The sequence below is a fragment of the Salinicola lusitanus genome (assembly GCF_038648475.1).
In the GTDB taxonomy this organism is placed as follows: domain Bacteria; phylum Pseudomonadota; class Gammaproteobacteria; order Pseudomonadales; family Halomonadaceae; genus Salinicola; species Salinicola lusitanus.
In genome coordinates this window covers 295,721-319,603 of record NZ_CP151919.1, presented here as the reverse complement: position 1 = coordinate 319,603, position 23,883 = coordinate 295,721, and the positions used below count along the sequence as shown (strand labels likewise).

The window sequence follows — 23,883 nt, the reverse complement described above, 5'->3', positions numbered from 1 at the left end:
CGCAGCCACAAGCTACGAGCCGCGGGCCTCGGTCAATATCAGCTCGAGACTCGCAGCTCGAAGCTCGCCACTCACGGAGTGAAACATGCGTTATATCAGTACGCGCGGCCAGGCGCCGGCGCTGAATTTCGAGGAAGTGGTGCTGACCGGCATGGCGGTGGACGGCGGGCTCTATGTACCGGAAACGGTGCCGCAACTGTCCCATGAAGAGCTCGCCTCCATGGCCGGGCTCTCCTATGCCGAGATCGCCTTCCGGGTAATGAAGCCGTTCGTCGGCGGCGAGATCGACGACGAGACCTTCCGCGGTCTGGTCCACGATGCCTACTCGACGTTCAGCCACGAGGCGGTGGTGCCGCTCAATCAGCTCGACGCCAACCACTTCCTGCTCGAGCTGTTCCACGGCCCGACCCTGGCGTTCAAGGATGTCGCGCTGCAACTTTTAGGGCGCATCCTCGATCACTTCCTGGCCAAGCGTGGCGAGCGTGCGGTGATCATGGGCGCCACCTCCGGCGATACCGGCTCGGCGGCGATCGAGGGCTGTCGTCACTGCGACCATCTCGATATCTTCATCCTGCATCCGCACAACCGGGTCTCCGAGGTGCAGCGACGCCAGATGACCACGGTACTCGCGGACAACGTCTTCAACATCGCCATCGAGGGCAACTTCGACGACGCCCAGGCGATGGTCAAGGCGAGCTTCGCCGACCAGGCCTTCCTCGACGGCGAGCGGCTGGTGGCGGTCAACTCGATCAACTGGGCGCGGATCATGGCCCAGATCGTCTACTACGTGGCTGCCGGCGTGGCGCTCGGGGCACCGCATCGCGAGGTCAGCTTCTGCGTGCCCTCGGCCAACTTCGGCAACCTCTTCGCCGGCTACATGGCGAGTCGGATGGGCCTGCCGGTGAAGCAGTTCATCATCGCCACCAACGCCAACGACATTCTCCACCGTACGCTCGCCGACAACGACTTCTCCAAGCGTGAACTGGCGGCGACGCTGGCGCCCTCCATGGATATCGTGGTGTCGTCGAATTTCGAACGGCTGCTGTTCGATGCCTATGACCGCGACGGCGACGCCGTCCGCGACCTGCTCGAACGCTTCCAGCAGGAGCCGGCCGTGCTGGCTGACGCGCCACTGGCCAGGCTGCGCGAGAAGTTCTCGAGCTTCAGCGTCGACGACGACACCATCCTCGAGGCGATTCGCGACGCGCACCATCGCACCAAGGAGCTGCTCGATCCGCATACCGCCACCGGTTACCGGGCGGCGGAGCGTGCACGTGCCGATGCCGTGACGCCGATGATCACGCTGGCGACCGCGCATCCGGCCAAGTTCGCCGAGGCCGTGGTCAAGGCGGGATTCTCCGGCGTGCCGCTGCCACCGCACATGGATGACCTGCTTGAGCGCGAAGAGCGCTACAGCGTACTGCCTGCCGAGCTGAAAGCCGTGCAGGCGTTCGTCGCCGACAACCGGCGCTGAGCCGAAGCGCACGGCGCGAAACGCCGTACGGGACGGCAGGGAGAACAAGTCATGTTGAAGATCTGGGGACGGGCGAACTCCACCAACGTCAAGAAGGTGCTGTGGTGTGCCGCCGAGCTGGAGCTGCCCTTCGAACGAATCGATGCGGGCGGTGCCTATGGCATGGTCGACGAACCCGCCTACCGGGCCATGAATCCCAACGGTCTGATCCCGTGCCTGCAGGACGGCGACTTCGTGCTTTGGGAATCGAACGCGATCGTGCGCTATCTATGCGCCAAGTATGGCCGCGACTCCCTGTATGACGACGATCCCGCAGCGCGTGCCGACGCCGACAAGTGGATGGACTGGACGACATCGTCGCTGGCATCCCCCTTCCGGGACCTGTTCTGGAATACGGTGCGCCTGCCGGCCGAGCAGCGTGACGCCAAGGCGGTCGAAAAAGGGCTCGCCGGCTGCGGTGCGCTACTCGCCATGGCAGATCGAACCTTGGCCGAACAGCCCTTTCTATCGGGGGCGGCGTGGGGGATGGGGGATATCCCGCTGGGCTGCTTCGCCTACGCCTGGTTCGAAATGGCCATCGAGCGTCCCGACCTGCCGCATCTGGCCGCCTGGTACACGCGGCTGCAGGCGCGTCCAGCCTATCGCCAGCATGTCATGATCGCACTCACCTGAGTTCCCGATGTCTCTCCTCTCGACTTCGCCGGAGCCGATTCGCGACCATTCCCGTCGCCGCATTCAGCCGCGCCCCCGTGACGAAGAGGTCTATCGGCGCGGGTTGGCCGCCGGGCTCTCCGAGCTTCAGGCGCGGATTCTGGCCGGGCGCCTGCACGGCCACGACGGCCCGCTGGAGGCGCTGACCGCGCCGGCACTGCGCTACCTCAACCATCCCGAGCAGCTCTGCGACGCTCGGCGTGGCGCCGAGCGCATCGCCCGGGCGGTGAGCGAGGGCGAGCACATCGGCATTCTGACCGACTACGATGTCGACGGCATCACGTCGCACGTGGTGATGCTGCGTTCGATGACCGAGCTGTTCGGTGTGCCGGCGACAAGGCTGCACAGCCTGATCGGCCATCGAATCAACGACGGCTACGGCATCAGTCTGCCGCTGGTCGAGCGCACCCTGGCGCTGAAACCGCGCCCCAGCCTGGTGATCACCGCCGACTGCGGCTCCTCGGACGAGCCGCGAATCGCCCGGCTGCGCGAGGCCGGTATCGACGTGGTGGTGACCGATCACCACGCGCTGCCGGTGGAGGGGCCTCCGGCCTCTGCCTATGCCACCATCAACCCCACGCGCCCCGATTGCGGCTATCCCGACAAGACCATTGCCGGCTGCATGGTCGCCTGGCTGATGATGTCGCTGACCCGCTCGGTGCTGGTCGAGCAGGGCGTGCTGTCGGCATCGACGCCGAAGCTCTCGCCGTGGCTCTCCTACGTCGCCCTGGGCACGGTGGCCGATTGTGTCTCGCTGGGGGCGAGTGCCGCCAATCGCGCCGTGGTGACCTACGGATTGCGGCTGATCAATCGGATGGAGTCCGCCTGCTGGCGGGTGATGGCCGAGCGCCTCGGTGCCGACAGCGTGCCGTTCGACGCCGAGACCCTGGCGTTCCAGATGGGGCCGCGCATCAATGCCCGTTCGCGCCTGGACGATCCCTACGCCGCGCTGCACTTCATGCTGGCGGAGGAGGACGGCGTGGCACGTCAGCATCTGCAGGTCCTCGACGATGACAACCAGGCACGCAAGGCGCTCGAGGCGGAGATGGTCGAGAGCGCTCGCGCCCTGGCCAGGCCGCAGCTGGAGGAGAACTGGCCGGCGCTGGTGATCCATCTGCCGGAAGGGCACGCCGGCGTGCAGGGCATTGTCGCCTCGCGGCTGGTGCACTCCTACGGCCGGCCGACGCTGGTGCTGACACCGGCGACCGCGCCGGACATGCTTACCGGCTCGGGACGCTCGATCGACGCCCTGCATCTGCGCGATGCGCTGCAGCGTGCTCATGAGCTCTCGCCGTCGAGTCTGCCGCGTTTCGGCGGGCACCGGGGGGCTGCCGGCGTGGGCGTACCTCTGGCCGAGAAGGAGACGTTCCAGCGCGCGTTCCTGCAGGCGGTACGGGAACAGCTCGGCGAGCGGGAGTTGTTCCCGGTGGTCTGGACCGATGGTCCGTTGGCAGCCTCGCAATTGGGCCTTCCGACGTTGGGCGAGCTCGAAGCGCTGGCGCCATATGGGCGTGAGTTCGACGCGCCGCTGTTCGAGGGTGAATTTGTCGTCGAGCAGCTGCGCGCGGTGGGTGCCGAGGGCAATCATCTGATGCTCGAGCTCTCCTGCGACGCGGTCGTCTGCCGGGCGATCTGGTTCCGCGCGCTCAACCCCGGCGAGGCCGCGCCGATCTCGCTGGGCGACAGCGTGCGCTGCGCCTTCAAGCTCTCTCGCAACCGCTGGAAGGGGCGGGAGTCTTTGCAGCTAATGGTCGAGCACGCCGAGCGCCTTCGGGAAGATACTGACTAGACGGCTGCGCGAACTCGGCGCCCGCGGTGAATCATTGCGTCGTGCGGTGCCGGGGCGCCGGTCCGCTCGGAATCCTCACCGATATCCCATAGGCTCCGGTGGACTCGCACCCCGCGGTTTCTCGCCGCTACCGGGCCGCCTCTCGGACGTTCTCTACGCTTCGCTTCGAGCTTGTGCTCCCCATGCCTTGTGGCGGAACGCCACCCCGGTTCCTACGCTCGCCGGGCTGTCCAGCATTCCCCCGGCGCATCGGGGGCAAGGGGTGCCCGCTGACTTCTTGCCGTCCGCTTTGTAGACTTGCCTTATAATCTCGGAGGCGCCACAAGCGCCGACGCTGAATTCGACTGCCTATCCGGCGGTACAACGACAACAAGGGGTTCCGCATGGAACGGGTCTATCGCCACCGTCCCCACGAGGACGTGCTGGCCATTCTGCTGGGGGCGTCCTGCGCTGCCCTCGGCCTGGCGCTGTATCATCATGCCCATATCCTGATCGGCAGTACCGCGGGGATCGCGCTGCTGGTGACCTACGTCACCGGATGGAGCTTCGGACCGGTCTTCTTCGTCGTCAATCTGCCGTTCTACTGGCTGGCCTGGCGACGCATCGGCCACCATTTCACGTTGAAGACCTTCGGTGCGGTGGCGCTGCTGTCCTGGATCTCCTGGATGCTGCCGGGCTGGATGGAGATCGGTGCGGTCGAGCCGCTGTTCGCGGCGCTGGCGGGGGGGAGCCTGATCGGCCTGGGCGTGCTGTTCCTGTTTCGCCATCGTGGGAGCCTCGGCGGCTTCAACATCCTCGCGGTCTATCTGCAGGATCGCTACGGCTGGCCGGCGGGAAAGGTCCAGATGGGTCTGGACGGCCTGATCATGCTGGCTGCGTTCTTCGTGCTGCCGGTCACCAATGTGCTCTACTCGATCGTCGGCACCGTGGTGCTGGGCGCGATTCTCACCATCAACCACCGCCCGGGGCTCTACACCGGGGTCAGTCAGAGTTGAAGGGCCAGCCGAGGAAGCGGCTTCGATCGGCGATGGCGTTCAATAGTTGGGCCACAATCCCGGCGTGACCAGTTCGAGCAGGTGGTCGTCCGGATCGCGAAAATAGAGACTCACGCTCCCTTTCGGCCAGCGCGTCCGGCCTTCGATCTCGATGCCGTGCGCGGCCAGATGCACTTCCCAGTCGTCGAGACTTTCGGCGGGAATCGCCAGCGCCAGGTGTTGGCGACCCTCGCCGTCGTGGGGCGGGATGGTTCCCATGTCATCCGGCAGGCGGACCGTCTCGCCGGTCTGGCCCTGCTGGAACACCAGCAGCATGGTGTTGCCGGTGGGGTAGGCGGTGAAGCGCTCGTCCTCGAGATGAGATTCGAGCCCGAGCACTTGGGTGAAGAAGTGTCGGGCCCGCTGCATGTCGGCCGTGTAGAGAACGCTCTCGATGACGCCGCCCAGCGGCGGCGCGTGGTGGGGTGAGGTCATCGCTCCCTCCTTGCCGGTTTCGCCCTTGGCTGGCTGCGATCAGCCGCGCAGCCAGAACCACCAGACGATGAACAGAATCACCGCAATGCCCAGGGTGTTGAGCAGAAGTGTCATGCCGTCGCTTCCTTGGCGTCGATCTCGATTGGGTGGCGTTGAGCACCACCGGGTCGCAATCGCCGCAGTCGGTTGGCGTTGCTGACCACCGTCACCGACGACAGCGACATTGCCAGCGCCGCGATCATCGGCGACAGCAGCAGTCCGGTGAGCGGGTAGAGTATACCGGCGGCAATCGGGATACCCAACGCGTTGTAGCCGAACGCGCCCCACAGGTTCTGCTTGATGTTGGAGAGGGTCGCGCGGCTGATGGCGATGGCGTCACCGACGCCATGCAGCGAGTTCCGCATCAGCGTGATGCCGGCGCTCTCGATGGCGATATCGGTGCCCTGGCCGATGGCGAAGCCCACGTCGGCCTGGGCCAGCGCCGGGGCATCGTTGACACCGTCCCCGACCATGCCGACACGCTCGCCGGCCTGCTGCAGCTCGGCGATCACCCGCTGCTTGTCCTCGGGCATCAGTTCGGCGCGCACGTCATCGATCCCCGCTTCGCGGCCGATGGCTTCTGCAGCCGCTCGATTGTCACCGCTGAGCATCACCACTTTCAGCCCCTCCTTCTGCAGCCGGGCGATCGCCGGGTGGCTGTCCGGACGCAGCGCGTCGCGAACCGCGAACAGCGCCGCCAGCTGGCCGCCAACGGCGAGATAGACCACGCTGGTCGCCTCGGCCTGCCACGTCTCGAGCTCGGCTACGGCGGCGGCGAGGTCGATGTCGTGGTTCCTCATCAGCGCTGCGTTGCCCAGCAAGGCCTGGCTACCATCGTCCAGCGTGGCGACGACGCCGCGGCCGGTCAGGCTCCGGAAGTCGTGAAGTGCCGGGCCAGCCGTGGCAGCGCCGACATGGGTCATCAGGGCATCGGCCAGCGGATGCTCCGAACCGCGCTCCAGGGCGGCTACCACGGCCTTGCTGCGGGATTCGTCCTGCCAGTAGCGACTGTCGGTAACGCCCGGCTTGCCGACGGTCAGTGTCCCGGTCTTGTCGACGACCAGCGTGGTCAGATGGCTGGCGGTCTGCAGCGCCTCGCCGTCGCGAATCAGCACACCATACTCGGCGGCCTTGCCGATCCCGATCATGGTCGAGATCGGCGTCGCCAGGCCCAGCGCGCAAGGGCAGGCAATGATCAGCACGGTGGTCGCCGCCACCAGCATGTGCACGAGTTGCGGTGGTGGACCGACATTGAGCCAGATCATCGCCGAGATCACGGCGATGATCATCACGCAGGGCACGAAGATCGCCGAGACCTTGTCCGCCAGCGCGCCGATCGGCGGCCGCGACTCCTGGGCGCGGGAGACCTGGTCGACGATGCGGCCCAGCCGGGTCTCTTCACCGACATGGGTCGTGCGATAGATCAGGCCGCCCTTGCCGTTGACGGTGCCGGCGCTGACCGGGTCTCCCGGGGCCTTGCGAACCGGCGCCGGCTCGCCGGTGAGCATCGATTCGTCGATGAAGCTTTCGCCATCCTCGACCTTGCCATCGACCGGGAGGCGCTCGCCGGGGCGTACCCGGATTCGATCGTCGACCTGGACTCGATCGATCTCGACGTCGAGCTCCTCGCCACCCCGAATCACCCGGGCCGTCCTGCACTGCAGATCGAGCAGGCGGGAGAGCGCCTGGCTGGTGCGCCCTCGCGCACGCAGCTCCAGCGTCTGCCCGACGCCGATCAGACCAATGATCATCAGCGAGGCCTCGAAATAGAGATGACGCGATCCTTCGGGGATGGCATCGGGGACCAGGATCACGGCCATCGAGTAGAGCCAGGCCGCCGCGCTGCCCAGGGCGATCAAGGTATCCATGTTGGCCTGATGATGGCGAAACGCCTTCCACGCCCCGTCGAAGAAGCGCCGCCCGGCCGTCGCCAGGACGCCGAGGGTGGCAAGCCCCAGCGCTAGCCAGATCCAGCGCTCGCCGCCGACGAGTTGCGGGGTATGGACGAACATCGCCAGCATCATCGGCACGCCCAGCGCCAGGCTGGCGGCGGATTCGATGGCATGGCGACGTGCCTGACGGTCCGCATTCTGCTGGCGCCTGGTGGCAGCCTGGCGGAGATCCTCGATCGGCGAGGCGCCGTAGCCGACCTGCTCGACCGCGGCGATCAGGTCGGCGGTGGTGGCCTGGCCGCTGACCTGGGCCGTCTCGCTGGCGAAGTTGACCTGGGCATGCTGCACGCCGGGCGTCCTGGACAGCGCTTTCTGAACGGCGTTGACGCAGCCGGCGCAGGTCATTCCACTGATCGACAGGCGTTGCTGTCGCCCGACCTTCGACGTCGACTCCGTTTCGCCGGCCGCCTCGGACGAGGTCGGGGCAACGGTTTCTCCTGGGATCTCCTCGTCCGGTGGGTAACCGGCCTCGGCCAGTATTCGAGCGATTCGCTCCCGCGGCAGCTTGCTGGCCACCTCGAGGCGCTTGTTGCCGGGTTCGCCACTGATGTCGGCATCTTCGTCCTCGGCCTGGATGGCGCTACGCATCCGGCCGACGCATCCCTGGCAGTGCATGGCCTCGATGCGATAGGGGTAGCGGTTCATGGATCTCTCCTTGCGGTGGCGGGGCACTCGCCGCCGCCCTCGGACGACTGTTCGATCAGGCGGCAGATGCTGTGGCCATCGGGGGTGCCGTCCGGCAGGTTCGACCACTCCTCCATGGCCCGCTCCATGCGATTCGCCAGGGCCTGAAGTTCCTGAATCCGGGCGTGGATCTGGGGCAGGCGGGCGGCCAGCAGGTCGCGCACCAGCGGACAGGGCGAATCACCCTGGTCCGCCTGTTCCAGAATGTCGGCGATCTCCTTGAGGTTGAAGCCCAGGGTCCGCGCCCGCTGGATGAAACGCAGCCGCTCGAGATCGCGCTGATCGAACAGCTGGTAACCATTGTCAGGGTCGCGGCGCGGGTTCAGCAGAGACTGGCGCGCGTAGTGGCGTACCGTCTCGGGAGTGACGCCCGCGGCCCGGGCCAGTTCGGTGACTTTCATGGGATATCCTCGCGGGACCTGTCTTCAACATGAGTCTAAAACCTGGGTGTTACCCAGAGGTCAAGACATGGCAGCGGGCGTTCGTCGTCACTGCCGATCGGCTATAGCCGTTGGTCTTACGACCAAAGAAATCCCCAAAACTCGATTAAAACGACCGTTTGCTAATTGACGCTAAACCGCCATTCCGTCACAACGGAAAGCGACAAGTCGAGCCTTTCCCATGCCGGGAATTGGCTTGGAGAACAACGGAATCACCGACCGCATGACAGGCGAGCAAGACGCCGCGGCGGCTTCCTGGGTCCAGGGGAATCAATCATGATCATTCGCTATCGTCGTCTATCGCTGGCCATCGCCTTGGTGAGCGCCGCCGCCTCCAGTCAGGCCATGGCCGGTGCCTTCCAGCTTCAGGAGCAGAGCGTCAGCGGCCAGGGGACCTCCTGGGCCGGACGCACCTCCAACGTGCAGGACGGCTCCATCGTCTTCGGCAACCCGGCTGGCATGTCGTTCCTCGACCGCGCCCAGGTCACCGTGGGTACCCACTACATCGATGCCAGCTCGGATATCAGCAACGACAGCGGTACCCAGCCGGCGCTCACGCCGGCTGGTGTCGCCGTGGTCGGCACCGGGGGCAGCACCGACGGTGACATGATCCCGCACAAGGCGGTACCGTTCGGCTACTACGTGCAGCCGATCAACGATCGCTGGAGCTTCGGTCTCGGCGTCTATGCGCCGTTCGGCCTGGTTACCGACTACAGCGACGACTTCAAGGGACGCTACTTCGGCAACTACAGCGATCTGGAGATCATCACCGCCCAGCCCACGCTGTCGTATCGCTTCAACGACAAGTTCGCGATCGGGGTCGGCGTGACCTACAACCACATCAAGGGCGAGCTGGAGAGCAAGACGCCCAATCCGCTCAACCCGACCGCCGGCGGTGACGGTACCGTCAACGTCAAGGGTAACGACGACGCCTGGGGCTACAATATCGGTATGATCTACCGCCCGGTGGAGTCCACCACCCTGGGTCTCACCTACCGCTCCAAGGTCGAATACCATCTCACCGGCGACGTCGATGCCTCCAACGTCTTCGGCGGGGTCGGTGCTGGCGGCCCGGTCTTCCTCAACGCCGACGGCGACGCCTCGCTCGATATCACCCTGCCCGAGACCATCGACTTCTCGGTGACCCACCAGCTCGACGACCGCTGGACGGTGATGGCCGGGGCGACCTATATCCGCTGGAGCCGCTTCGATCAATTGGTGGTCGACAACGACCTGGGGCTGGATATCAACGAGCAGCAGGACTATCGCGACACCTGGCAGTATGCCGCCGGCCTCTCCTACAAGGTCAATCCGGCCTGGACCCTGCGCGGTGGTATCGCCTACGACCAGTCACCGGTCAAGGATGCCCATCGCAGCCCACGTGTACCCACGGCGGACCGGACCCTGGTCTCGATCGGCGCCGGCTGGACGCCGATCCCCGACCTGACCATCGATGCCGCCTACAGCTACATCTGGGAAGATCGCGCCGACGTCGATCTGCAGGACGAGAACGGTACCTCCTATCAGGCCGAATATGACAATTCGCTCAACCTGTTCGGCGTGCAGGCGACCTATCGCTTCTAGGGCCCAGGTTCATCCGTCGACACTCGCGCTCGACCACACTGCGACCCCGGCCAAGGCCGGGGTCTTCGCGTAATGGCGGTTCGTGCCCGGCTGGCGGCGAATCGACGCCGGCAATCGGCCGCTCGAGTCCGGATCGATAATGGAGATGCACAACTGTCGTCAGTCGTTTCCGAATCGTTACACAATAAAAAAATTAGTCACCCATTCGCCCTGTCTGGACGACGGGGAGGCGAGATACTGAATGGCGTCCAGTCGGCCGATTCAGACTTCCCTTCCCGCTCAGGAGACTATCGATGGCCCCCGCCGTTAACTCAGATCGCGAAATCGAGACACCGGATACCACTGGCGCACCGGCCGGCTCTCCGCAGTGGCTGTCGACGCTGGTCAGGGCCGTCGCCTCGGGCAAGAGCAACGGCGAGACGACAGAGAGCGATGCGGAGAAGCCGGAGCAGGTCTCCGATACCTCACTGAGCGCCGGGCAGATACGCGACAAGTACGATATTCCGGATTTCACCGACGACGGCCTGATGGAGGCCGAAGTCGATGACACGGACGATGACGGCAATCACAAGACGGTAGGGCAGAAAGCTGCCGAGGATTTCATCCAGGGGATCCGCGATGACGTCAAGAGCGGCAAGCTTGGCGAAGAGTCGGACGAAGCGAAGCTGGTCGATCTGATCGATGCTCAGGGGGCCACCGATCATGGCTACGATCTCTACGGCTACGTCGAGCTGATCGAGTCCGGCGGTTCGACCTATCGGCAGACACAAACGGAGCCGACGCATCTCACCGGTGACGACGCCAAGGCGCTCATCGACGAGGACGAACTCGCCAAGCAGATCTCCGAGCTGATGCAGAAGGAGGGTATCAGCAAGCGCTACGACGATTCGCTGCAGGGGGCTATCGAGAGCGTCCCCGACGACAAGCATGAGGCGATCAGCGACAAGGTCAACGAAGCGCTGTTCGACGCCGACGGCAAGGCCAACCTCGATTTCGAGGATTACGTCATTGCGATGAAGGAGAAGGCGGAAGCGACGGACGACGAGGCGCTTTCGGACGGGATTCAGGCTGAAGTCGACAACTACTTCGAAGCCCTGCAGGCGCTGGAACCGGATCGCTACAAGGACCGGAAGCAGACCTTCGACCAGAACATGATGACCCATCAGCTCGATGGCTATATGGAGAACCCCGACTCGGTAGATGCCGAAAATGTCAGCACGGGGCTGCGTGACACCATCGATATCGTCCAGGGCGGCATCAACAGCGCGCTTCAGCATCTGGACAAGACCGACAAGTCCTATAACGCCTATCAGACCCTGAATCGCGATCTGGAATCGTTCAAGTCCTCCCTATCCAACCTGTCGGCGGGCGAGCACAAGAAACTCGCCGAATCCCTGCGCCTGGCGACTGAGGTCACCAACCGGCCGGGTATCAGTCAGGCGGAAAAGAACAAGCTGTTCCAGAAGATCGTCAACGACAACCTGACCGCGCTGCCGGAGGCGGAAAAGGGGACCTTCAAGAAGGTTCTCGATTCGGCCAGTTCCAGCGGTACGCTGGGTGCCATGAGCGGGATGATGAGCCTGATCAGCGGTGGCATGCAGATATCCAACGGCGGTTGGGACGAGATGACCACCGATGAGCGGGTAGGGGCCGTTCGCGATCTGGTGGGCGCGCTCAGTTTCGGCAACGACTTTGCCAAGTTCGGTTCGAACCTCATCGAGACGCTGGGCGGGAAGCGCGATGTGCCCGGCATCGAAGGCGGCGTGCCGCGCGCCAATGCGACCGCCTGGCTCGGGCTGCTGGGTGACAACTTCCCGGATATCTGGAAATCCGGTGCCGATGTCAAAGCCGATCTCTTCGCCGAAAACATCAGCCTGCGCGTGGACAACGGGTCTCGGAGTCTGGGCAATCAGGGCATTCCACTCGACGATCTCGATGAGAACGGGCGAAGAAACTTCGACAAGCTGGCGGAAAACCTGGGCAACCAGATGATCGACACCGGTACCCGGACCTCTGGCACCGATATCGCCAAGAGGGTCGGACGCTCGTATCTGCGCTTCATGGGGGGAGCGGGGCTGGACATCACCGGTGGCGTCATGGATCTCGTCACCGGCGTCAAGAAGCTCAAGGATGCCGATACGGCGCTGGAGAGAGCCGGCGCCGGCATTCAGATCGGGCTGGGTTCCTCGACCACCGGCATGGCGCTCGCCAACACGGTGTCGATGTTTGCGCCCAGCGGCAGCAATCTTGCCGCCAATCTCGGGGGTATCGGCACCCGCGTGATGAGCGGGATCTTCATGGGCGCGCGCGTGGCTGGCCCCGTTCTGGGTGTCGTCGGCACCATCTTCGGTATCGCCGGGACGCTGATCGCCGAAGCGATCAATCACCAGAAAATGCAGAAGCTGACCGACTCCCAAGGAGACTTCTTCAAGGATCTTTCCGAATACGGTGTCACCGAGGACGATTGGGGCGACAAGCTCGAGTTTGCCCGCTACGAGTCCTACATGTACGGCGGTCGAGACACGCCTGACGACCAATCGATCTTCGACTACCAGTCGAAGGAGTGGCAGCACTTTCAGGATACCGAGGGCGAACGCGGCAGCTCGCTCTCCCGGCTGGCACCCCATCTGCACAAGGACGGTGACCCCGGCACCGAGAATCTTTGGGAGAAACATCTGACCGGTAGCACCACGCGCCAGACCGGCAAGGACCATATCAGCAAGACCGACGATTGGCGCCCCTGGAGCAGCACGGACATGGATGCTGGCGACGAGGGGTTGGGCACCGACGAACTTCGCAGAAATTCGCGCATGGAGGCGATGATGACGCTCTATGGCCGAGAGTTCTTCGATGCGCACAAGACGGAGATCGACACCATCGCCAGCGTCTGGGACGACTGGAATGGCAAGGATGCCATCGTCAGCCGCGACGATCTGAAGGGTTTCATCGCCGACAAGAGCAGGAGCCAGGGCGAACGCGACGCTGCCCAGTTCCTGCTGGACGAGAACGGTTTCTACGATGGGCTGGATTCCCTCAAGCACGGGGGCGACGGCGACGCCAAGATCAGCACCAACGATCTCGACACCTGGCTGGAGGAACTTGGCGAGGATAGCGTGGAGGAGTATCGACAGACGGCGGCGGCCAGCGGCTATGGCTCGCAGTTCCTGCAGGACCACGCGGCCGAGTTCCAGACCATTGCCGAGCGCTGGAACGACTGGAACGGCAAGGATGACATCGTCAGCCGCGATGATCTCGAGAAGATCGTCGACGATGACGATCGGAGCGATGCCGAGCATGATGCAGCGAACCTGCTGCTCGACAACGAGGGGCTGTTCGACACCCTGGACACTTTCCAGAAAGGTGGCGGCAAGGATAGCAAGATCAGTACCCGGGACCTCGACGACTGGCTCGCGACCATCGGCGAAGTCGGGCTGGATGATTACCGTCGGGCCTCGGTCGTGGGGGACTACGACGTCGATTTCTATCGTGACAACGAGGAGGCGCTGACCGTGGCGATCGACAGTTGGGACGACTGGAATGGCAAGGACGATATCGTCAGCCGCGATGATCTCAAGAAGTTCGCCGATGACGAGGATCGCGACGAAAGCGAACAGGAAGCGGCGGCACTGCTGTTGGAGGATCAGGGGCTGTTCGAAGTGCTGGATACCTTCAAGAAGAGCGATGGCAGCGACGAAAAGATCAGCACCAAGGATCTCAACGCCTGGCTCGAGACGATCGGCGTCGAGCGGCGCGCCTGAGATCGTACGGCTATTCGGCGTCCGCTGACGGATTCGACCCCCGGCCATGAGGCCGGGGGTCGTCGTTCAGGCGCGTGGGAATCTTCCAGAGAAACCTACCAGATCATCACCCGCTTTTCGGGCGGCAGGTAGAGGTCGTCGCCGGGCACGACACCGAAGGCGTCGTACCACGCATCCATGTTGCGCACGATGCCGTTGACCCGGAACTGCGACGGCGAGTGGGGATCGCTCTGGACCCGATTGATCATCTCCTCCTCGCGCATCAGGCGCCGCCAGACCTGGCCCCAGGCCAGGAAGAAGCGCTGGTCGCCGGTGAAGCCGTCGATGATCGGCGCGGGTTCGCCATCGAGCGAGCGGTGATAGGCGCTCAGGGCGATGTTCACGCCTCCGAGGTCGCCGATGTTCTCCCCTATCGTCAACTGCGGATTGAGTGAATAACCCGGTATCGGTTGGTACTGCGCATACTGCTGCCCGAGACGCTCGGCCAGTTGGTCGAAATGCTCGGCGTCGGTGGGCGTCCACCAGTCGGTCAGCATGCCGGTGCCGTCCGACTTGCGGCCCTGGTCGTCGAAACCGTGGCTCATCTCATGACCGATCACCGCCCCGATGCCGCCGTAGTTCACCGCCGGGTCGGCGTTGGGATCGAAGAAGGGTGGTTGCAGGATTGCCGCGGGGAACACGATTTCGTTGCGTGACGGAGCGTAGTAAGCGTTGACGGTCTGTGGGTTCATGAACCACTCGTTCCGGTCCACCGGACCGCCGAGCTTGGCCAGATCGTCCTGCCAGTGCCACTGGCGTGCCGCACCGATGTCGCCGTAGAGATCGTCGGCACGAATGGTCATCCCGGCGTAGGTTTCCCAGTGATCGGGATAGGCGATCTTGGCGGTGAAGGCGTCGAGCTTCTCCAGCGCCCGCTGACGGGTCCGATCGGTCATCCAGCTCGCCTGGTGTTGCAGACGATCGCGATAGGCGTCTTCGAGATTGGCGACCAGTGTCTCCATTTCGCGCTTGGCCTGGGGCGGGAAGTGCAGCATCACGTAGAGCTTGCCGGCAGCCTGGCCCAGGAAATCGTTGATCAGCGATACGCCGCGCTTCCAGCGTTCGCGCTGCGCCGGCTGGCCGGAGAGACGCTGGCCGTGGAAATCGAAATGCGCCTGGCTGAAGTCACTGGAGAGATACGGGCTGTTGGCATCCAGCAGTCTAAACGTCGCATAGGTCTTGAGCGTCGACAGCGGCGTTTCGTCGTAGAGCCGTGCCAGGCCGCGAATGGCGGTATTCTCCGCGAGCACGACCTGGGGCTGACCGGCAAGACCGCTGGCCGAGAGCCATGCCTGCCAGGGAAAACCGGGGGCATAGTCTTCGAGCCGATCCAACGGCAGCGGATTGTAGGTCAGGTCGCGATCCCGCTGTTTCGCCGGCGCCCACTCGATCTCCGCCATGGCGGTTTCCAGTTCGAGAATGCGCTGTGCGCTCTGTCGGGGATGGGGCTGCCTCGCCAGTGTGAGCAGCCTGCCGATGTAGCCGAGATAGGCCTGGCGAATCGCGTCGAAGCGCGGATCGTCGCCGAGGTAGTAGTCCCGGGTGGGCAGGATCAGCGGGATCTGCGAGAGATAGGCGGCGTAGCGATCCGGCGCCTTCGCGTCGATATCGACGTCCGGCGTCACGATGGCCGGCACGCCGAGACGACGGTCGGCGCTGAACCGAGCCAGATCCGCCTTGCTCTCGACTCCCGCCAAACGCGTCAGGTCCGGCATCAGCGGCGAGATGCCCTTGGCCTCGATGGCGCCCTCGTCCATCCAGGCGTGATAGAGATCACCGAGGCGCTGCTGGGGTGAGTTCGGCGGCGTATTGGCACCGTCGAGCTGGCGGAGAATGTCATGCACTTGCCGCTCGGCCCGGTCGGCCAGCACGGTAAAGGCGCCGTAGTTGCTGCGGTCGGCCGGAATTGGGGTGCGTGCCAGCCAGCCGCCGTTGACGTAGTGGTAGAAGTCGTCGCCAGGGGCGACGCTGGTGTCGCGGGCGCTCAGGTCGACGCCCCAGCTTCCTAGCGCGGCAGAGGTGGTGGCCGATGCCGACGCGTGGGAAGGGGCAGATGTGCTCGGCGCTGTCGAGGCTGTTGATTCGCCCGGATTGCCAGCGGCGAAGACGCTCGAACCGGAGGTACCGGCGATCAGCAGGAGCATGGTGGCGCAGCGGATCGCCGACGGTGGCAGGAAGTGTCTATCAGTCATGATGTCTCGGTAGTTCGGGTGAAAAAAAGCCGCTGCATGAGGCAGCGGCAATCGATCGTTAAGGAACGCGTTGCCCGTCAGAAAGCGTAATTGAAACGGGCGTAGACGGTGCGACCCAGGGCGTCGGCATAGCGGGCATCGTAGCCGAGCTGGCCGACTTCCGGCTGGTTGGAGAAGGGCGGGTCGCGATCGAACAGGTTACGCACGCCAACGGTAACTGTCGGGCCGGCGCTGAAAGCGTAAGAACCCAGGGCGTCCCAAGTCGTGTAGGAACCGACTTCACGGTTAGTGGAGGTGTCGTAGTCGTCGTAACCCGTCATGTAGTGGTTGATGACACCGGCGCCCCAGTGGCCCTTGTTCCAGTTGACGGAAAGCTTGTGCTTCCAGCGAAAGATCGTGCCGTAGCCGGCGCGGTAGTGTCCGACGCGGCTGACGTAATCGCCATCTGGCGTCTCCTGGAAGTCATAGCGATCGACGTAGGTGCCGGTGTAACCCACGCTGAAGAAACCGTAGCTTGTCGGCAGTCGGTAGTTCGCCGACACGTCGACACCATTGGTCTTGGTGGTGCCAAGGTTCTGATAGCGAACCGGAATGTAGTCGATTGATCCATCGTCTTTACGCCTGATGGTGCCAGGCTCGTTGGCGATGACGTAATCCGAGGTTGGCAGATCGATCTCGTTTTCGATCTCGACCCACCAGAAATCCAGCCCTGCAGAGAAGCTCTGGAACGGCTGGTAGACGAAGCCGAGTGTCCAGTTCTTGGCCTCTTCCGGTTTCAGGTCCTCATTGCCGCCCTGTTCTTCGAGGAACTGGGTGTTACAGTCGCGGCTGGCGACGCCGCCGTTGGCGGGTGAGCCACCGGGGCAGAGTCGCGGATCGTTGAGGCCGCCTGGGGAGAACGTCTGCGCGGCAGGATCGTAGAGCTCATAGAGCGACGGCGCGCGAAAGCCTTCGCTATAGGCACCGCGAACCAGCAGTTGCTGGAAGGGTTGCCAGCGGAAGGAGATCTTCGGGTTGGTGGTATCGCCGACATCGCTGTAGTCGTCATAGCGCACGGCCGCCGTGATCTCCAGCCCTTCGATGATCGGTACGTTCAACTCGCTGTAGATGCCTTTGACATCGCGGCTTTCGTTGACGGAGGCATCCGGAGAAAGACCGCCGCTGGTCGCGCGCGAGGCGATATCGGGGTCGGTCTCGAGCTTCAGGCGCTCGTGACGGTAGTCGGCGCCGACGGCGATGGCCGAGGAGCCGGCGCCAAACCAGTCGCCGATCTCACGACTGAGTTTACCGTCCCAGGCGTAGACATCGTTCTGGGCGGTCCATACCAGTCCACTGGCCTCGGCATCCGCCAGGGCCTGTCGGCCGGCGGCAGTCAGCGGGTCGGTGGAGAACGGATCGATCAGTCCATTATTGAAAGCGTCTTGCAGGTCATTGTCGTCGAGATAGCCGCTGCGATAGTTCAGGTCCGTATCACTGCGGTTCCAGGAAACGGCGCTATCGTAGTTGAACCCGGAGAAATCGCCGGTGAAATCCAGTACCAGACGCTGGGCGTCGATGGTGTTGTCGGTCACGCGGGGGCCAGCGGGAATGCCACGCCACCGTACGTCGATCGGTTGGGTCGGATCGAGCGCGGGATCGTTCGGATAGAAGGGCGTCCCGGGCTGAATGACCGGACCACCGGAAGTCGGGGATGGCGCGCTCAGCGAGGTGTTTTTATTTCGTGACCACAGGTAGGAGAGGGAGGCCGTGTGGTTCTCCGCCAGCTTGGCAGCGGCTCGCGTGTAAAGCGACGTGTTCTCCGTCTTCTGCTGGATTTGCCCGTACCGACCGTAGTCATAGGTACAGGTGGCGCCGCCGGTATCGACCAATCCTTCTCCGTCACACCCCTCTCCGGCGAGCGGGTTGCCCGCCACGCCGCCCTGATAATAGTTGCCAGGATAAGCGAAAGAGGAAGTGCCGTTGATACCGCGCGCAGGATCATAGATCTGGCGGATACTGCCACGGTCGGTGTAGTCGACGTCATCCTGCTTGCGATAGCGCATCGATCCCATGATGTTGAAACCGTCTTTCTCGAGATCGCCGTTACCCCAGGTCGCGCTGATGTCGCCGCTATCGCCACCTCCACTATGGGTGGGCGCGTCGTAGCCGAGTTCGACGTTGCCACCCGTGAGATTTTTCTTGGTGATGAAGTTGATGACCCCGCCAATGGCATCGGTACCGTAGATGGCCGACGCGCCATCACGCAGGACCTCGACGCGCTCGACGGCACCGAAGGGAATCGAGTTGAGATCGACGGCACTGCCATCCAGCGAGTTGTTGGCCAGTCGGCGACCGTTCAGCAGCACCAGTGTCTTGTCTGTGCCGATACCGCGCAGGTTGGCGAAGCTGGCTCCGCCGGTAATGGCCGTGCCGGTACCAAACCCAGGCCCGTAGCTCGTGTCGTTGGCCGAAATTTGCGAAAGCAGCTGTGCGGTTGAAGTAATGCCCTGCTGCCGCATCTCTTCAGCCTCGATGATCGTCACCGGGACCGCCGTTTCGGCATCGGTCCGGGCAATTGCCGAACCGGTCACTTCCATCCGGCCGAGATCCTGAGTCGGTGCCGCTGCGGGCGCCGCGACGGCTGCGGCAGGGGCCGCAGCCGCAGCGGGTGCCGCTTCGGCGGGCGCTGCCGGCTCGGCAATCTCGTCGGCTGCACCGGCCGGCGGGGCGACATAGTCATCGTCACTGCTCTGTGCCATGGCCAGTGGTGCCGCCGCCGCAAGGATCAGGCAGGTCGACACCAGTAGTGACGACCTTTGCCACACGGCCGGGCGCATCATCGAGAGCCGCCAGCCGGATTTTGAGCAAAGAGATTCCCTGGGATGCTTGGCATCCCAAATTTTTGGCGTTGTCATTATCAGGGTGTTCCTTGAATAGCAGTTGTTGGTATTCGATGTTCAATCGCTGTTATTCGAGTGCTCTACGCTATCGTTGTCGTTGAGTGTCCATTCTCCCTTTTCAGTGAAACGAATCACGCCAGGCAGGCGTCCCGCGCGTTGCGAGGTGGTGTATCCCAGGCAATCTCTTGAGATCACTGCTGGGTCAGAACGGCCACCTTCTGGATGCCAGAGCGCTCCAGCGCCGCCATGGCCTTGGCAACGGTGCCGTACTCCACCCCTTCATCCGCCTGCAGCTGTACGGCCTGATCGGGATTCTCGTCATGGGCCTGGACGAGCGCCTGCTCCAGGTCTTCGAAGCTGTACTCCTTTTTGCCAATGAAATAAGCGCCATCGGCATCGACGCTCACGACCATTGGCTCCTTGGTCTCGGGGGGCGCGACCGCCCCTGTCTTGGGCAGGTTGACGTGTACGGCATTGGTCATGAGCGGCGCGGTGACGATGAAAACCACCAGTAGAACGAGCATCACATCGACCAGTGGGGTGACATTCATCTCGCTGAGAACTTCATCGTCGTCGTGACTGGAAAAAGCCATTTCACATTACCTTTTCATGAGCGGATTGAGGCTGATACCGGTGACTCGAGATCACCCCATTGCTGGGGAAGGCGACGGTATTTCGGGTGCGACAGGCCTGGGCGCGTGGCTTTGAAAGGCGTGCTGCTGGGCCAGGCTGTAGAAGTCGTGAGCGAAATCATCCATTAGCGATACGTTGAGTTTCAGCCGGCGCGTGAAGTAGTTGTAGACCAGCACTGCCGGCACCGCGGCGGCGATACCGACCCCCGTCGCGATCAGCGCATGGCCGATGGGGCCGGCCACGGTGTCCAGACCTGCCTCGCCGGTTTCGCCGATGGTGATCAGGGCTTCCATGATGCCCCACACCGTACCGAACAGACCGATGAACGGTGAGGTACTGCCGATACTGGCAAGGATCGCCAGACCGCCTTCCAGAGAGCGGCGTTCGCGCTGGATCTGCTGTCTCAATGTGCGCTCCAGGCGATCGGATCGGTTGATCTTCTGAGCCAGGTCCTGGTTACGGGGAGAGATGTCGCGCCCGGTGATCACGTCGAAACCCGCGCGGGCGATCGATGCCATGGTGCCCGGACGTTTTTCGCTGATCGACTCGCCCTCCTCCATGCTCTTGGCCTCCCAGAAAGCTTTCTGGAAACGCTTGTTTTCGACCCGATTACGAGCGAACTGCAGGCCCTTTATCAGCAGAATCGCCCAGGTCGCGATAGAGAAGACGATCAGCGTCCAGAGCACGCCGGGTACGATCATGGCGGTGATGTCATTGGATTCCATCATGGTGTTTTTCCTTGCTGAAAGTGTTGCATCGTTGTTGTTCGTCAATTGGGCAACTGAAACGCGATGGTCTGCAGCGCCCAGCCCTTGATCGGTGTATCGCCCCGTTTGGCTGGCTTGAACGTCCAGCCGCGAACCGTCTCGACGGCGGCTTCGTCCAGTTCCCGATGACCACTGGATTGAATGACCTGTACCTGACCCGCCGTGCCATCGGGCATGACCAGGATCTTCAATTGCACGTTGCCCTCGTAGCCGCGGCGCAGTGCGAGTGACGGATAGCGTGGCGGCGGGTTGCCCAGGCTCTGCATGCCGGATACGGCAGGTGTGACCTCGTTGCTGGACGCTGCGCTTGCGCTTTCAGTCGGCGGAGAAGGCTGGCTCGGTGGCGATGCAGGCTTCTGGGGCGCTGGCTTGGGCGCGGGTTTCGGTTGTGGCTCGGGCGCGGGCCGAGGCTCCGGCTCGGGCTCTGGTTGCGGCTCGGGCTCGGGCTCGGGCTGCGGTTCGGGCTGAGGCTGCGGTTCGGGCTCGGGTTGTGGCTCAGGCTGAGGTTCCGGTTCCGGTTCCGGTTCCGGTTCCGGCTCAGGCTCAGGCTCCGGTGCCACTTCCTCTTCAGCGGGCGTGACGGCAACGTCATCCACGACCGGCGTCTCCTGAACGGGCGGCGTCTCCTGAACGGGCGGCGTCTCCTGAACGGGCGGCGGCGGCGGTGGCGGCTCGGGTGGCGGCGCGCTGGTCAATGAGACGGTCACCTCCGATGCCTGGGATGCCTGATTCGGCAACACTTCAGCGGCAACCAGGGGTTGGCGATTCAATGACCACCAGATCAATCCATGGATAAGCACCGAGATCGCTATCAGGACCAGGACTTCAGGCCGAGATATCGAGTGTCTGTGTTTCGGCGTCACTTCCCCAGCGGGAAGCGCGTTGTCAATCGCGGTCATATTGTCTCGATTGTTCTAGTGACTGCTTGTTGGTGACTCCGCGACAGGAGCCACAATCCCTTGTTGGAAGTTGCAGCAATATATGTGCCAATCGGTGCGAATATGGCCGGGGTGGAAAGCAATATTGCCGCTGGGCGGTGGCGGTGGCATTGAAGATTTTATACAAAACCGGCGGTTTCAGTTTTGGCTCAAGTAAACGATTGTTTTATTGGCGAAATGACGTTGGAAACCTCAAAGGAGAGTAGTCATCTTGGTTGAAGAGCCGCGGGGCGGCGTCGTAGATTCCTTAACACCTGTTATGCTGCGGCGAGTGATGTCGAAGAGGTTTTTCAGGCTTTCAACCAACAGGGCTATTGCCGGCCGATTGCGTGTGTTTTCTTGCACTCGATAAGTGCGAATTCTGGCGATTCGCACTGCAAAAAAACATGCGTTTCATGAATGATGTGATAGAAAAAACGCATGCCGATCATGGTCATTATGCCCGGTATCTAAAGTAGATACGGTTGCCGGCTTCGATGAACGTAAGCAAAAAAACGCCCTCGATGTGAGGGCGTTGATGCGTAGCGGCGGTGTCATTATCCTGGCTGGATCTCTCAATCCGAGCGTCTTCTACCCGCTTGTCAGCCGACCTTGTCGAGAGCGGCTTCGGCTTCATCGATTAGCTTGTTCATCGTGTCATCGAGTTTGTCGTAGGGCGCCGGCGTTGCAAGGTCCACGCCCGCGTTCTTCAATAACTGATAACCGCTTTGCGCGCCGCCCTGGGAGAGCACGTTGAGATATCTGTCTCGCCACGCCTGGGGATTTTCCTCGAGGCCTTGGGCAAACACCTGTGCCGCCGTGATAGAGGTGGCGTATTGGTAGACGTAGAAGTCGTAGTAGAAATGCGGGATGTAAGCCCACTCGGCGTAGTTCGTCTCGTCGATATCGGTAATGCCCTGGTCGACGCCGTAGTACTTGCGCAGAATCTCGCCGTACATTTTCGTCAGGCGATCGCCGGATAGCTGTTCGCCGTTCTCGGCTGCCTGGTGAATGGCCAACTCGAACTCGGCAAACTGGGCCTGACGGAAGTAGGTTCCGCGAATGGCTTCGAGCGCCTGTCCGATGTAGAAGAGCTTCTCCTCCGGGGTCTTGGCCTGCCGGATCATGCGATCGACCAGTAGCTGTTCGTTAGTCGTGGACGCGACCTCGGCGGTGAAGATCGAGTAGTCCGACGTTGCGTACGGCTGATTCTCCTTAGTCAGCATGCTATGTACGCCATGGCCCCACTCGTGAGCGTAGGTCGATACATCGCCGTAACTGCCATTGAAGTTCATCAGCACGTAGGGATGAACGTCATAGGCCGAGCCGTTCATGTAGGCGCCGGAGCGTTTGCCTTGACTCGGATAGGCGCTGGTCCAGGCGGCGCTGGTGGCCTGTCCGATCAGCTCGGCGTAATGCGGGCCGAGCGGCGTCGTCGCTTCCCGGGTCAATTCGCGTGCGTCATCGAGATCGAATGTTTTGTCGAGTTCGGCCAGTGGCGGGTAGATATCGTAGTAGTGCAACTGATCAACGCCGAGAATGCGCTGGCGCAGTCTGAGGTAGCGGTGGAGCGTGTCCAGGTGGGCGTTGGTCGAGTCGATCAGTTGCTGGTAGACCGCCGGCGGAATGTCATCGCGAGACACCGCGGCGGCCATCGCGCTGTCGTAGTGGCGCAGTGTCGCCTCGGTGACATGCTGCTGGACCTGGGCGTTGAGCAGTGAGCCGAATGTGGCGGTGTACTGCTGCCACGCTGGCCAGTAGGCCTCGAACACCCGCCGGCGCACATCGCGATCCTGGGATTCCCGCCACTGGCCATAACCCGCCGCGTCGAGGCGTACACGCTTGCCGTCGATCTCGAGGGTGGGCCACTCGATATCGGAATTCGCCAGCAACGAATAGGGCGTCTCATGGCTCATCACCGGGCCGAGGGCGGCCAGGGCGGTCTCGGTCTGCTCGGAGAGCGTGTGTGGCGCTTCACGAATCACGTTTTCCAGAAAGCGGCGGTGATCCCGAAGCTGCGGATTGGAGAGCCAGCTCGAGAGAGCGCTTCGGTCCATTGCGATCAGCGTCGGACGCAGGTAGCCGATGGCCGAATCGAACCGCGCCATCAGTTGCTCGGCTTGTGCCTGACGCTCCTGCGCCGGACCGTCACGTAGATCCTCGTCGGCCTGGAGGGACGCATAGGTCTGGACGCGGTTGGCGGATTTCTCCACCGAGCGAATGGCATCCAGTGCCTTGGCCAGCGCCTCGGGGCTGTCGGTCAGTGTCGCCTGATAGTCACCGAGGGTCTGGATACGACTATCCACCTCCTTCAGTGCCTGCTGCCAGTCGTCGAGCGAGGCGTAGAGATCGGAGAGATCCCACTCCCCATTTTCGGCGGACGGCGGCAGTGACTGCGCCAACGCGGCTGTGGAAGCCATGACCGATGCGCTGGTCAGGAGTGTGCCGAGGATCAATGACGCGACGGTCTTGTTGGGGATGAATCCGCTGGAAGCCACGATGCCCTCTCGAGTCGGTTGTTGTTGTCGATCGCCTTTCTTCGCGCGCTGGGTGGTA

At 63.1% G+C, this 23,883-nt stretch carries 16 protein-coding genes; 6 read left to right on the top strand and 10 right to left on the bottom strand.

What is annotated here, in order from left to right; genetic code table 11:
* Positions 1 to 85 precede the first annotated feature (85 nt).
* The 4 genes from thrC (at position 86) to AAGT95_RS01380 (ending at position 4,969) form a co-directional block, all read left to right on the top strand.
* On the top strand, positions 86 to 1,474 hold the full coding sequence (gene thrC, locus AAGT95_RS01395) for a threonine synthase (RefSeq protein WP_342595279.1): 1,389 nt from the start codon (positions 86 to 88) through the stop codon (positions 1,472 to 1,474).
* 51 nt (positions 1,475 to 1,525) lie between these two features.
* Positions 1,526 to 2,146 carry a glutathione S-transferase gene (locus AAGT95_RS01390; RefSeq protein WP_342595278.1) on the top strand — a complete coding sequence of 207 codons (621 nt, stop codon included), beginning with the start codon at positions 1,526 to 1,528 and terminating at the stop codon, positions 2,144 to 2,146.
* Positions 2,147 to 2,153: 7 nt separating this feature from the next.
* Positions 2,154 to 3,974, top strand: a complete 1,821-nt coding sequence (locus AAGT95_RS01385) for a single-stranded-DNA-specific exonuclease RecJ (protein ID WP_342595277.1) — start codon at positions 2,154 to 2,156, stop codon at positions 3,972 to 3,974.
* A 383-nt stretch (positions 3,975 to 4,357) separates the two neighbouring features.
* Positions 4,358 to 4,969: a YitT family protein gene (locus AAGT95_RS01380; RefSeq protein WP_110597851.1), complete on the top strand. Its 612-nt coding sequence runs from the start codon at positions 4,358 to 4,360 to the stop codon at positions 4,967 to 4,969.
* A gap of 39 nt (positions 4,970 to 5,008) precedes the next feature.
* On the opposite strand, the gene AAGT95_RS01375 is transcribed toward AAGT95_RS01380, so the two are convergent.
* The 3 genes from AAGT95_RS01375 to AAGT95_RS01365 form a co-directional block, all read right to left on the bottom strand.
* Positions 5,009 to 5,443 carry a VOC family protein gene (locus AAGT95_RS01375; protein WP_342595276.1) on the bottom strand — a complete coding sequence of 145 codons (435 nt, stop codon included), beginning with the start codon at positions 5,441 to 5,443 and terminating at the stop codon, positions 5,009 to 5,011.
* Between the two features lie 110 nt (positions 5,444 to 5,553).
* Positions 5,554 to 8,079: a heavy metal translocating P-type ATPase gene (locus tag AAGT95_RS01370; protein WP_342595275.1), complete on the bottom strand. Its 2,526-nt coding sequence runs from the start codon at positions 8,077 to 8,079 to the stop codon at positions 5,554 to 5,556.
* On the bottom strand, positions 8,076 to 8,519 hold the full coding sequence (locus AAGT95_RS01365; protein WP_110597849.1) for a MerR family transcriptional regulator: 444 nt from the start codon (positions 8,517 to 8,519) through the stop codon (positions 8,076 to 8,078). The genes AAGT95_RS01370 and AAGT95_RS01365 overlap by 4 nt, the downstream gene beginning before the upstream one ends.
* 315 nt (positions 8,520 to 8,834) lie before the next feature.
* On the opposite strand from AAGT95_RS01365, the gene AAGT95_RS01360 reads away from it, so the two are divergent.
* Positions 8,835 to 10,142: an OmpP1/FadL family transporter gene (locus AAGT95_RS01360; protein ID WP_342595274.1), complete on the top strand. Its 1,308-nt coding sequence runs from the start codon at positions 8,835 to 8,837 to the stop codon at positions 10,140 to 10,142.
* A gap of 293 nt (positions 10,143 to 10,435) precedes the next feature.
* A complete protein-coding gene (locus AAGT95_RS01355; protein WP_342595273.1) occupies positions 10,436 to 13,900 on the top strand; it encodes a hypothetical protein in 3,465 nt (1,154 codons plus the stop codon).
* Positions 13,901 to 13,995: 95 nt separating this feature from the next.
* Here the strand turns inward: AAGT95_RS01355 and AAGT95_RS01350 are convergent, their stop codons facing one another.
* The 7 genes from AAGT95_RS01350 to pepF form a co-directional block, all read right to left on the bottom strand.
* Positions 13,996 to 16,131, bottom strand: a complete 2,136-nt coding sequence (locus AAGT95_RS01350) for a M13 family metallopeptidase (protein WP_110597846.1) — start codon at positions 16,129 to 16,131, stop codon at positions 13,996 to 13,998.
* A gap of 77 nt (positions 16,132 to 16,208) precedes the next feature.
* Complete coding sequence (locus AAGT95_RS01345) at positions 16,209 to 18,869, bottom strand: TonB-dependent receptor (protein ID WP_342595272.1); 2,661 nt, start codon at positions 18,867 to 18,869, stop codon at positions 16,209 to 16,211.
* Entirely contained in the window at positions 18,853 to 19,071 is a 219-nt protein-coding gene (locus tag AAGT95_RS01340; RefSeq protein ID WP_342595271.1) for a hypothetical protein, read from the bottom strand. Before AAGT95_RS01340 ends, AAGT95_RS01345 begins: the two co-directional genes overlap by 17 nt.
* A gap of 130 nt (positions 19,072 to 19,201) precedes the next feature.
* Positions 19,202 to 19,603, bottom strand: a complete 402-nt coding sequence (locus tag AAGT95_RS01335; protein ID WP_110597845.1) for an ExbD/TolR family protein — start codon at positions 19,601 to 19,603, stop codon at positions 19,202 to 19,204.
* A gap of 51 nt (positions 19,604 to 19,654) precedes the next feature.
* On the bottom strand, positions 19,655 to 20,371 hold the full coding sequence (locus AAGT95_RS01330) for a MotA/TolQ/ExbB proton channel family protein (RefSeq protein ID WP_342595270.1): 717 nt from the start codon (positions 20,369 to 20,371) through the stop codon (positions 19,655 to 19,657).
* A gap of 41 nt (positions 20,372 to 20,412) precedes the next feature.
* On the bottom strand, positions 20,413 to 21,180 hold the full coding sequence (locus AAGT95_RS01325) for an energy transducer TonB (RefSeq protein WP_342595269.1): 768 nt from the start codon (positions 21,178 to 21,180) through the stop codon (positions 20,413 to 20,415).
* Positions 21,181 to 21,929: 749 nt separating this feature from the next.
* The gene (pepF, locus tag AAGT95_RS01320) at positions 21,930 to 23,825 is read right to left on the bottom strand and encodes an oligoendopeptidase F (RefSeq protein ID WP_342595268.1); all 1,896 of its coding nucleotides are present in this window, start codon (positions 23,823 to 23,825) and stop codon (positions 21,930 to 21,932) included.
* Positions 23,826 to 23,883 lie beyond the last annotated feature (58 nt).